Below are 8514 nucleotides of genomic sequence, written 5' to 3'. Positions count from 1 at the left end.
AACCAAAAGATTGCGTTAAGATTTGATTAGTTCCGGCTCAGGCAGTTCATGCTTCGACATATCGAATTTCGGCGTGGCCGAGGGTCGGCGAAGCGCTCCGAATAAAGCGGAATGCCTTCCTCTTAAAGCGGAACGTCTTCCTCGGAAAGCCCAGGCCACGAGGAGACGGCGCAGATCCGGACCGGACCGCGCTGTGCCGTGGGGCCCAGTAGAGCAATTGATCAGCGAGCGACGCTGAAAAAGAAGCGCTACAGGGGCATGCCAGAGGATTGCGGCGCGCGCTAGAGGGGTAGTGCCCGAAGGAAGGTGCGTACGTCGCACCTACACTATGGCGATGTGGATTGGCACAACGATCCCTCTCGGAATTTCGTACGACGGCACAGGATTCATGGTTACCGAACAGTATTTGTACGGTCTCGAGCTTGTCAACCGTCCGAGAGCATCTCGTCGGTTACCCGAACCGACGACGAGCCGCGGGTTCGCAGCGCTCGGGACCGAGCGGATCGAACGCCTCGCGGCGGCGGGCGGCACCGAGTCGGTGACCAGCCGCACCCGCGACGATGCGCATCGCCCTGGGCCGACCTGAGCGTCATCAGGTGCCTGTTCCGCAGCGGGCCCGCGGCTCGCAGCGCCACATATTTGACCGATCGGTCGAAGCGTCCTAATATCTCGAAATATGCTGCCTACCAAGCAATTCGACCCCGGATCGGTGATCATCCGGGCACCGAAGCCGTACTGGCAGCATGGTTGCGAAGCGACCTCGACAACGGAGCCGTCCGAGCATCTCGATGCTACCGGCGCATACGCGACCTCGGCCGCATACACGAGCTCTTCGTGACAAGCGCTGCCACGCCACGTGGAGGTCGCCGACGCGCGCTGGTCACGGCGGAACCGGCCCGTCCAGATCCGGCAATCCCGACGAATCCGGGGTCGCTCTCTCGCCGAAACACGTTGGGCGCGAACGGGACACACCACTGTGCGCCGAGTGCAGAACGCGCCGAGACCCGACGCGAACCCGCGCCCGGAGGCCAGCGGCGATTCTGTCGAGCGCGCGGACCTCTTGTCAGGGCGATCTACTCAGTTCGAGCAACGAGGCGGGTTACCGCATCATCAGTCCGCCGCGCCCGCCATGACCAGCTGGTGTAGCGCGCCGTCCACGTCCTCGCGCTCGCCGAAAAGCCGCACCAGCAGTGCGCGCTCGGCCGCGCCGTGCTCCGCGGCCAGCACCAGTTCCATTGCCCCGTTCCGCGTTTCGACGCCCGATTCCTCGGCGAGCGACGCCACGATGTCGGCTGCGCTCTCCCTGGTCCATACCCCGGGAATCGCGGCCGCGACCTCGCTCGCGGGCCGTGCGGCGCCGCGATACCAGTGGCCGCCCTCCCACCAGTAGCAGAAGGAGAGCAACCCGGACCCGGCGCGCGGGTTGAGCAGCGGGTTCGCCACCCACCCCGGCGCGCCCGCGTAGAGATCCGGCATGGGAGCGCCGGCGTTGTAGACCGCGTCCAGCACCGGGTCGTTCCATACTCCGCCGGAGAGCACCGCGCGGTCGCCGGGGACCAGCCACAGCGAAGAACCGCTGCGCTCGGCGCCCTCGAACAGGCCGAGCGCGGGCAGCACCCGTGGCCCCCACGGAGATCCGGCCGCCACGAACGCCGCGGCGATCGCCGCCCAGCGCATCGCCAGCAACGGCAGCGCGGGCAATGTCGTCTCGATTTCCGGGGTGAGCGTGGCGGTCCGGGCCAGTGCCCCCGCCTGCTCGGTGGGCCGGGACTGCCGGTTCTCGTGCCCGATATGGGCCGCCAACCAGACCGGGAGCCGCGCCCGCGGAAACGCCTCGAGGTCGGCCCGATACACCTCCGGCGGGAAGAGGTGGTCATCCGGGAAGGGCTCGGCGCCGAAGTCGGGCTCGGCGCCGACCTCGCCGGACGCCGACGCCGTCACCAGGTAACGCCACCACGGGCCACCGGGCAGGGCGGCCGACGCCTCGCGGTGTCGCCGGACCAGTGCCAGCACCTCCTCGGAGGGCAACACCTGGGCCGGATGGCCGTGCTCGTCGGTGAAGAAGACCGACGCCAGCTCCGATACGGCGGTGAGCGCGAACACCGCATGCATCTCGTGCCAGCCCGGCGGGGCGAGCGCGATCAATTCCGCGGCGATCCGGCGGCTCGCCGCGTCGGCGAGCGGTGACTCGGAAACGGCGGGGAGCGAATCCTCTGCTGCGGTCATGAAAGGCGGCACCTCCTCGATCGGGCCCGCACGCTACCACTCGGGAGCGAACGGCGCCGGTGCGGCGAATTCGTTTGCCCGTCATCGCGAATTCAGTTGTCTGCGTTCTAATCCCACGACATCGGACGCCGAGAGGAGAGCCGCGGTGAGCGTTCCGACGGTGCGGTGCGGAGCCGCCGCGGTGCAACGATGACCATTCACATGCCCGAGGGGTTGCAGTGGCTGGCCTGGGTGGCCGGAACCACCTGGCCGGAGGGCGACGAGGACGTCGCATGGGCGGTGTCGGAGGCATGGAAGACGGCGAGCGCGGAGCTGACGGCCCTGCTCGCCGATGTCGACGCGGCGAAACAGGCCACCATCGACGCCTATCCGCAGGGCGAGGGCGGTACCGCCATGGGCGCCCGCTACGACGCGCTGCGCACCGGTGAGCACTCCATCGAGGCGCTGGCGAACTTCATGAGCACCGTCGGCGACAGCACGTTCGACATGGGCACCGAAATCCAGGCCACCAAGATCACCGTCATCGTGACGCTGGCCTGGCTGGCGCTGGAGATCCTGTGGGCCTGGCTCTTTCCGCCCACCGCGCCCGCGGTGGAGGCGGCCGCGATCACCACCACGCGCTCCTTCTTGAAGGTATTCGAGGACTTCGTGCAGAAGGCGATCACCAATCTCGCTGCGCGCCTGGGTGCTTCGACCGCCAAGCGGCACTTCTGGACCCAAGCCGCGCGGCTGCGGCCGGTCTTTCCCACCGCGAAGGGCTGGGGCGTCTACGGTGCGCGGGCCATCGAGGCGACCGCCATCGTCGGGACCATCAACGGCTCGGTGCAGGTCGGTCAGCTCGCGGCGGGCAAACGACGGCACTTCAACGGCACGGAGTTCGGGCTGTCCATCCTCGCCGGTGTCGCGGGCGTGGTGCCGGGGCGCGAATTCGGGCGCTATCTCGGGCACGGTATCGACAAGGTCGCGGGCAAGCAATTGAACAACATCCCGGGCCGGGTCGGTCGTGGCGCGGTGATCGGTGGCGCCTCCGGTGTGGTCGGCACCGCCTTCGGCAACCTGGCCGTGGGCGCGGTGACCAGAGACTTCTCGTCGTTCGCCTCCGGGCCGGGCTGGGTCGGCGGTGCCACGCGGGGTGCGGTGGTGGGCGGTGCGCGCGGCGGTTTCGCCATCGGCAAGCCGATTCCGCCGGGGCACGGCGACATTCGCTCCTACGTCTGGATGCCGAAACCGCATTCCGGCAATGCGGCGCCCCGGCCACCGAGCAGCGACGGTTCGTCCAGCGGGTCGAGTTCCCGGCCGTCCAGCGTTTCCGACGCGAGCATGTCGTCCTCGGCCCAGCCGGTGCACGCGGGCTCGTCGCACCGGCCGTCGTCCTCGCACAGCAGCGCCTCGGGCAACAGCGTCTACTACGACGCCGCGAGTTCGTTCCACAGCGCCGGAAGCAGTTCGAGCAGTAGCTCGGGCCGCACGATCTACCACGACGCCCGCACCCACCAACCCCCGACCTCGTGGTCGTCCTCGGTCGACGGCGGCTGGACCCCACCGCCTCCGTCCGGCTCGGGCGGTGCGCAGCGACCCCCGCTCCCATCCGGTGCTGGGGTGACCGGCGCGAATGGCGGGAGCAGCAACGGAAACCCGATCGCCACACACCACAGCGAACCGTTCCTGGGCGAGGGCAAGGACGTGCGCGGCAAGCCGCGGCCGAAGCAGTGGCCGTGGGTGGAACCGCTGCCGGGCCCGTACTCCGCGCCATCGTCGAGTGGCTCCTCGGGAGAGCAGTGGTTGCCGACCACAGACGCGCGGAATGCCCCACTCGCGAACGCCGGTGAGCAGGTCGACGTCCCGTTCACTCCGTAACCCGACGACACAGGAGGAAATGCCATGGCCGCGGACCAGTTTGAGGTCGATCCTCACAAGCTGCGCCACGCCTCGGATCTGACCCGGGAGCTGTCGAACGACACCACGGGGGTCGCCGAGAAGCTGCGCAACACCCTCAGCGGTATCGAGTCCGACGGCACCGTCATGCCGTGGGGTGATGACAAGCGCGGCCACAAGTTCTTCGACGGCGACAAGGGCTACAAGGCGGCGCGGGACAACCTGATCGAGGGCGCCATCGGCGCCGCGACCACGTTGGGCGACATGGCGACCGGGCAGCGCGATGCCGCGGACGCCTTGGCCGCTACCGACTCCGGCAACGCCGGCCAGTTCGGGAAGCCGACGCCGTGACGGGGCAGCCCACCGTCAACGAACGCCTGCGCGCCGACATGGCGACGCTGGTGGAGGGTCTCGGCGAGCAGTTCCGCGGCATCGCCGAACTGCAGCAGCGGCGTTCGCGGCTCACCGAGACGGTGCGCGTGTGCGATCAGCGCATCGAGGTCACGGTGAACGCCGACGGCATCCTGATCGACACCAAGTTCGCCGACGACGTCCTGGATCTGACCCTCGAGGAGATCGCGAAGAACGTCACCGCCGCGGTGCAGGCCGCCGCCGCGAAGGCGGCCGAGCGCAGCCGAGAGCTCATGCGTCCGCTGCTGGAACGCAAGAACGCCCTGCCGAAACTCTCCGAGATCATCGAGGGCGCACCGGATCTGGGCTCGCTCATGCCGACGGCGCCGCCACCGCCGCTGAACCCGCCGGACCCGAGCCGCTGGCCCGTCGATGACGATTCCGGCGCCCGCGCGCCCCGGTCCGTGGTGGCCGACAACGACGACTGACGCGGCGCACGCGGTGCGCCCGCGCGACAAGAAGGGTGAACGGGATGGCTCTCGAACCAGGCACGTGGTCGGGCCTGAAGAACCAGGCGCAGGCCGGGTATCTGAAGTTCGACGCGGCCGACGCGCTGGCCGCCGCTCGGGCCTGCGCCGATCTGGTCGACGACCTGCTCGGCATGGCCGCGGCCGTGACAGACCTGCGCCTCGACAATTTCGCGCCGATCGGCACGCTCACCTCCGGCACGCAGTTGGCGATGGCGTTCACCACCAAAGGGAACCGGCTGCGAACGATCCTCGAAGATCACGCCGACATCGTCACGGACATTGGCGAGACCTACATCGCGGCGGGCAAGGCGTACGCGAACGCCGAGGGTGAGTCCGAGAGCGACTTCAAGGCGCTCGACAACCTGAAGATGCCGACCGAGGCCAGCACCTACACTCCCGGCGCACGCAAGCCGGGCGGGCCGGACGCCGAGTTCGACAAGCCGAACGGCGGATTCGCATGGAAGGGCAAGGACGGCAAGCCACACATCCAGCGTGCCGACGCGGAGAGCTTCCCCGCCTCGCTGAAGGACTACCAGGGCGAGAAGGATCCGGGCGTCACCGCCAACGTCGAGAACAAGGACAGCCTCGCCTTCAGCGAATTGTACGAGCTGGGACGCGATCTCGACCCGGCTCCGGTGCTGGCCGCCGCGGGCACCTGGCACAGCATGGCCACCGACCTGCTCGGCAAGCTCAACACGTTCGTGAACGCCATCAACACCGGCACCGAGTCATGGGAGGGGCAGGGCGCGGCCGCGGCGGCAGCGGCGATCGAGAACTACTCCGAGGGCGTGCAACCGCTGGCCACCTCGATGATCGCGATGAGCCAGAACCTGGACTACAGCGCGCAGTGGCTGCACCTGACCAGGCTCAGCATGCCCTCCAGTCCCGATCCCGGTGACTGTTGCCCGGGCAAGGTGACCCGCCGGTACCGCGACGAGTGGCAGAAGCACTACGGCGAGGGCATGAAGAACACCGTCTCGGTGATGCCCGTGGTGAACGGTCCGATCGCCCAACCGGCGCCGCAGGGTGGTCAGGGGCAGAACCAGCCCGGGAACGACCAGCAGGGCAATGGCCAGTACGGCAACGGCCAGTACGGCAACAACCAGGACGGCTACGGGAACCAGCAGCCGGATCCGAGGCAACAGCCGGGCTACGGGCAGGTCGTCCCGGCGAGCCAGTCCGGTTACGGCACAGCGGATTCCGGCACGAGCCCGCGCCCTGACAGCGCCGGATCGCAGGGCGCCGAATCGAGCGGCACGGGATCGGGCGGCACGGGGTCGGGCGCGAGTGCCCCGCTGCCCAACGGCGCCAAGGGCGGTGGCGGCAGCGGCGCGGGTTCCAGGTCGCAGGGGCAGCTCCCACCCGGCTACGAAGCCGCGCAGCAGAAGGCCGAGTCTGCCGCGGCCGGCGCCCGCGGTGCGGCGACCCCGGTCGGTTCGTCCGGCGCGGGTTCGCCGGACGGCGGCGGGACGCAGACGCGCCCGTCGAGTTCGGGGAATCCGTTCCCGCGCAGCAGCTTTCCCGGCGAGTCGTCGTCCGGCTCCCCCTCGGGAGGCAGCGGCACCAGCATGCCAAGCGTCCCGTCGCTCGGGTCCGCTCCGCTGCCCAACGGCGCGAAGGGCACTCCGCTGCCCAACGGTGCGAAGGGCAGATCGTCCGGCGGCGGTGGAACGGGCAGTGGGTCATCGGGAACGGGTGCGGGTGGATCCGGCGCGAGCGCGTTGGAGGACGCGCTCGCCAAGGCCACCGGCGCCGATCCGGCCCAGGTGCGTTCGATGCTCGGCGAGCTGCCGAAGCTGCTGAACGAGAACACCCTGTCCACGAAGAGCGGCCTCTCCCCGGAACAGGTGCGCTCGGTGCTGAAGAACATCCCGGAGGCGGCCGACGTCGACGAACTGGCGAAGCGCACCGGTCTCGACCCGGCGCAAGTGCGGTCGGTGCTGGACAACCTGCCGCACGCACTGGACGAGAAGGCGCTGGCGGCCGCGACCGGCACAAGTGACCACTCGGCCTGGCGTGCCGGCGTGCCGGGCCAGTCGTCCTCCGTGGCCGGGCTGTCCGGTCAGACGGCGGGCGCCGACGGCGGCCCGGCGTCGTTCGCCCAGGCGGGCAGGGACTTCCTCGGCCAGATCGGTATGGCGCTCACCCAAGGACTGGAGTCGCTCGGTCAACTCGGTGCCACCCTGCCCGGCGCGGACCAGTTGCACGAGATGCTGCGCCGCTTCGACCCGGCCGCACTCGCCGCCGCCGTGGGCGATCTGCCGGTCGATCCGGCGTCCGGCGCGGGCGGCAGCACCGGTTCCGGTGGTGTGGGCAGCCCAGCTGGTTTGTCCGAGCATCCTTACCAGCAGGCCCGTGCGTTTCCGCGCGCGTCGCTGCCCGGCGCCGAACACCCGCTCTATCCGGCCACAGCGGCGGCGAGCCAGGGCTCGCACGGGATGGGAGGTCCCCCGATGATGGGTCCGGCCGGCGCCCCCGGCGCGGGCGGTGGGCAGGGCGATACCGCGCAAAAGCCGGCCAAGTACCTGAAGTCCAAAGCGCATCTGAACGACGGCATCGGCGCCGTGCCAGACCGAGTGAAGCCGGTGATCGACTCGTGAGCCGAACCTGGAAGTTCACCGACCTCGAGTTCAACCTGCTGTGCGAGGAAGTGCGGCAAGGCGAACTGCCCGCCCCGTTCGTCTTCACCAGCCGCACCCGGCTGGCGGACGACTACGAGCGGGAGAAGTCCGAGGTCCAGCAGCGGTTGCGGGGACGGTTCGACCACGACCTGGACGCCATGGCGAGCGCCATCGCCCGACCTGACATCTTCATCGTGGCGCACGCCTGGGACGACCAGGATTTCGACAACCCCGAAGCGCGCACTCGGGTGCATGCCGTCCGGCAACGCGCCCGCGGGTACGTCATCACCCAGCGCCCCGGTGAAACCCTCATGCACGCAGGTGGTTTCGACGCTGTCGAATGCGATCCGCACGCCCTGGCCGATACCGTGCTCGGACTGCTGCCCAAATGCAATGCGGGCAATCTGGACGACATCCAGCTCACCCTGCCGACCTCGGAACCCACGATCGTTCACCAGGGCCCGTCGTCCGGCGTCATGGACAACGACGACACAGACGACGACACGATCAGCAGCGACGCCTTCTTCGCGACTCCCGCGGTGAGCACCGGCATCGTCAAGGTCCTGCAGGGCCGTTCCAAGTACGGCCCACGCGGCCGGATCGAAGCAGGCATGCTCTGGCGCGACCTCCCCGACGACGGCCGCTACGTCATGCCCCTGGACCACCCGGCCCCGGTCGCCACCGCGATGAGCAGCGACGGCCTCACCGAGTGGGTGCGCGAACAGATCGACCACATTCTGGCGCGCATGGAATCGCATATGGAGACGGAAGACTGACGCCGCTCCACAGCTCCGGGACTGTGCGGCAACGCAATTTGGGACTGTCGGTTTAACGGCGGATCCGACCTCGGTGTGGGTTAGTTCCCGGTCGGGTGGATCCGGCCTTCGAAGGTGATGGCGAAAGCGTTGAGG

7 protein-coding genes are annotated in these 8514 nt (G+C 69.1%); 6 read left to right on the top strand and 1 reads right to left on the bottom strand.

Annotation, left to right across the window (positions count from 1 at the left end):
- The first annotated feature begins 334 nt into the window (after window positions 1–334).
- Window positions 335–586 (top strand): hypothetical protein, encoded by a 252-nt coding sequence (locus AB0H49_RS19300; protein ID WP_357253201.1) that lies wholly within the window; start codon window positions 335–337, stop codon window positions 584–586.
- A gap of 524 nt (window positions 587–1110) precedes the next feature.
- On the opposite strand, the gene AB0H49_RS19295 is transcribed toward AB0H49_RS19300, so the two are convergent.
- Window positions 1111–2226: a hypothetical protein gene (locus AB0H49_RS19295; RefSeq protein WP_357253199.1), complete on the bottom strand. Its 1116-nt coding sequence runs from the start codon at window positions 2224–2226 to the stop codon at window positions 1111–1113.
- 189 nt (window positions 2227–2415) lie between these two features.
- Between AB0H49_RS19295 and AB0H49_RS19290 the strand changes: the two genes are divergently transcribed.
- Genes AB0H49_RS19290 through AB0H49_RS19270 form a run of 5 tightly spaced genes read left to right on the top strand, consistent with a single transcriptional unit; the run spans window position 2416 to window position 8379 of the window.
- A complete protein-coding gene (locus AB0H49_RS19290) occupies window positions 2416–4083 on the top strand; it encodes a hypothetical protein (RefSeq protein WP_357253197.1) in 1668 nt (555 codons plus the stop codon).
- 24 nt (window positions 4084–4107) lie between these two features.
- Window positions 4108–4452 carry a hypothetical protein gene (locus tag AB0H49_RS19285; RefSeq protein ID WP_357253195.1) on the top strand — a complete coding sequence of 115 codons (345 nt, stop codon included), beginning with the start codon at window positions 4108–4110 and terminating at the stop codon, window positions 4450–4452.
- The gene (locus AB0H49_RS19280; RefSeq protein WP_357253193.1) at window positions 4449–4940 is read left to right on the top strand and encodes a YbaB/EbfC family nucleoid-associated protein; all 492 of its coding nucleotides are present in this window, start codon (window positions 4449–4451) and stop codon (window positions 4938–4940) included. The genes AB0H49_RS19285 and AB0H49_RS19280 overlap by 4 nt, the downstream gene beginning before the upstream one ends.
- Before the next feature lie 44 nt (window positions 4941–4984).
- The gene (locus AB0H49_RS19275; protein WP_357253191.1) at window positions 4985–7582 is read left to right on the top strand and encodes a hypothetical protein; all 2598 of its coding nucleotides are present in this window, start codon (window positions 4985–4987) and stop codon (window positions 7580–7582) included.
- Window positions 7579–8379, top strand: coding sequence for an ESX secretion-associated protein EspG (locus tag AB0H49_RS19270; protein ID WP_354999064.1), 801 nt, complete (start codon window positions 7579–7581; stop codon window positions 8377–8379). The genes AB0H49_RS19275 and AB0H49_RS19270 overlap by 4 nt, the downstream gene beginning before the upstream one ends.
- Window positions 8380–8514: the final 135 nt, after the last annotated feature.

The sequence above is a fragment of the Nocardia sp. NPDC050713 genome (assembly GCF_040654315.1).
Taxonomy (GTDB): Bacteria; Actinomycetota; Actinomycetes; order Mycobacteriales; family Mycobacteriaceae; genus Nocardia.
Note: the sequence above shows the minus strand (reverse complement) of the source record. Positions and strands in the feature narration are given on the sequence as shown.

Excerpts from the sequence above, each read along its gene's own strand:
- AB0H49_RS19295 (WP_357253199.1), bottom strand. The coding sequence starts at position 2,226 with ATGACCGCAGCAGAGGATTCGCTCCCCGCCGTTTCCGAGTCACCGCTC.
- AB0H49_RS19290 (WP_357253197.1), top strand. The coding sequence starts at position 2,416 with ATGACCATTCACATGCCCGAGGGGTTGCAGTGGCTGGCCTGGGTGGCC.
- AB0H49_RS19300 (WP_357253201.1), top strand. The coding sequence starts at position 335 with ATGTGGATTGGCACAACGATCCCTCTCGGAATTTCGTACGACGGCACA.
- AB0H49_RS19285 (WP_357253195.1), top strand. The coding sequence starts at position 4,108 with ATGGCCGCGGACCAGTTTGAGGTCGATCCTCACAAGCTGCGCCACGCC.
- AB0H49_RS19275 (WP_357253191.1), top strand. The coding sequence starts at position 4,985 with ATGGCTCTCGAACCAGGCACGTGGTCGGGCCTGAAGAACCAGGCGCAG.